Raw genomic sequence first — 1,900 nt, 5'->3', positions numbered from 1 at the left:
GTTCAGGCACACAGAAGGAGTGAAGCAATGAACCTCATGCAAACCCACACGCCGGCGACAGCCTCCGGCGCCGACACCATCACCTACGCCATCGCCCAATCCGCGATCGGCAAAATCCTCGCCGCGCGCGGTTCCCTCGGCGTCTGCGCCATCCTGATCGACTCCGACGCCGAGGCGCTGGCGCAGGATCTCGCCAGCCGCTTCCCCGGCAGGATGCTGGTCGAGGACGAGACCGCCTTGCAAGGCGATCTTGCGGCGATAACGCGTTTCATCGAAACGCCCGCCGCCGGCCTGGACCTGCCGCTCGACATCAGCCACGGCACGCCGTTCCAGCAAAAAGTTTGGGGCGAGCTTCGCAGCATCCGCCGCGGCGCAACCATCACCTACGCCGCCCTTGCCCAGCGTCTCGGCCAATCGAACGGCGCCCGCGCCGTGGCGACGGCCTGCGCCGCTAACGCGATCGCGCTCGGCATTCCCTGCCACCGCGTCGTCCGCGCCGACGGCACGCCCTCCGGCTACCGCTGGGGCACTGAGCGCAAGCACGCTTTGCTCGACAAAGAGGCCGCGATATGAACGCCCATGCCAAGGTTGCGGCATCGGTGGTGAAAGCCGCCGAGGAACGCGTTGCCGCTTACGACTGGCCAGCCCTAGCCGCCGAACTCGACGGCTTCGGCTGTGCGATGATGGAAAAGCTGCTCACGCCGCAGGAGTGCCGACAACTCGCCGGGCTCTATCCGCATGAGGAACATTTCCGCAGCCATATCCACATGGCCAGGCACGGCTTCGGCAAGGGCGAATACCGCTATTTCCGCTACCCCTTGCCAGACCTGATCGGCGGGCTGCGCACGGCGCTCTATCCCAGGCTCGCCGAGGTCGCCAACCGGTGGAACGAACGCATGGGCATCGCCACGCGCTATCCCGAAACGCATGCCGCCTTTCTCAAGCAGTGCCACGCCGCCGGCCAGGTCAGGCCGACGCCACTTCTGCTGCAATATGTGCCCGGCGACTTCAACTGCCTGCACCAGGACCTCTATGGCGACCTCGCTTTTCCGGTGCAGGTGGCGGTTCTGCTTTCAGAACCCGGCGAGGATTTCACCGGCGGCGAGTTCGCCCTGACCGAACAGCGGCCGCGCATGCAGAGCCGGGTGGAAGTGGTGCCCTTGCGCCAGGGCGATGCCGTCTCCTTCGCCGTCCACAATCGGCCGGTGCAGGGCACCAAGGGCAATTACCGCGTCAATCTGCGCCACGGCGTCAGCCGCCTGCGCTCGGGCATGCGGCACACGGTGGGCATCATTTTTCATGATGCGAAGTGAATTGGTGAGGCCAAGGTGTTGATCAAGAGTACATCGAGGCGCGTGTTCCCTTCGCCCCTGGGGCTAAGGCACAACCGCGCTTGGTGCTGCATCGCCGACTGCCATGCCCAAGCTCAACGGCAGGCATGATATCAGTGCAATGCCTTTCGATTAGCCGGCCGGCGCGTAGCGGCTCACCACCATGCCGCTCGCATAGGATTTCGAGCCGAGCAGCCGCAGCCTGCCGAACCCGCCTTGGTCGAAGATGCGGCGGCCGGCACCCAGCACGGCCGGGTTGATGAACAGCTGGAACTCGTCGACCAGCCTGGCCGCGATCAGCGCCGAGGCGAAGCCGGCGCCGCCGAACACCGCGATGTCGCCGCTCTCACCCCTCTTCAGCAAGTCGATCTCCCGCGGCAGGTCGCCGCTGACCACTGTCGTGCCCTCCCATCGCGAGGCCTTGAGCCTGTCGCTCGGCACCACCTTCTTCGCCTCGACGATGCGCTGGGCGAAAGCGTAAAACGGGTCGCGCGGATATCTCTTCGCCGCATTGCCCCAATGGGCGAGGTAGCCTTCCTCGGCCATCTTGCGGCTCAGGAGGATGGTAT

The 1,900-nt window shown here is 65.6% G+C and carries 3 protein-coding genes; 2 read left to right on the top strand and 1 reads right to left on the bottom strand.

All coding sequences use genetic code 11. The annotated features are described in order from the left end of the window. Positions 1 to 27 precede the first annotated feature (27 nt). Positions 28 to 573 (top strand): methylated-DNA--[protein]-cysteine S-methyltransferase, encoded by a 546-nt coding sequence (locus tag FJ980_RS30280; protein ID WP_140547273.1) that lies wholly within the window; start codon positions 28 to 30, stop codon positions 571 to 573. Beyond that, a complete protein-coding gene (locus tag FJ980_RS30275; protein WP_140547272.1) occupies positions 570 to 1,313 on the top strand; it encodes a 2OG-Fe(II) oxygenase in 744 nt (247 codons plus the stop codon). The genes FJ980_RS30280 and FJ980_RS30275 overlap by 4 nt, the downstream gene beginning before the upstream one ends. Positions 1,314 to 1,463: 150 nt before the next feature. Here the strand turns inward: FJ980_RS30275 and FJ980_RS30270 are convergent. Further along, positions 1,464 to 1,900: dihydrofolate reductase family protein (locus tag FJ980_RS30270; protein WP_140547271.1), on the bottom strand; the 437-nt coding region annotated here is incomplete at its 5' end.

Source organism: Mesorhizobium sp. B1-1-5 (genome assembly GCF_006443065.1).
Classification (GTDB): domain Bacteria; phylum Pseudomonadota; class Alphaproteobacteria; order Rhizobiales; family Rhizobiaceae; genus Mesorhizobium.
This window is presented reverse-complemented; position numbering and strand designations above follow the sequence as displayed.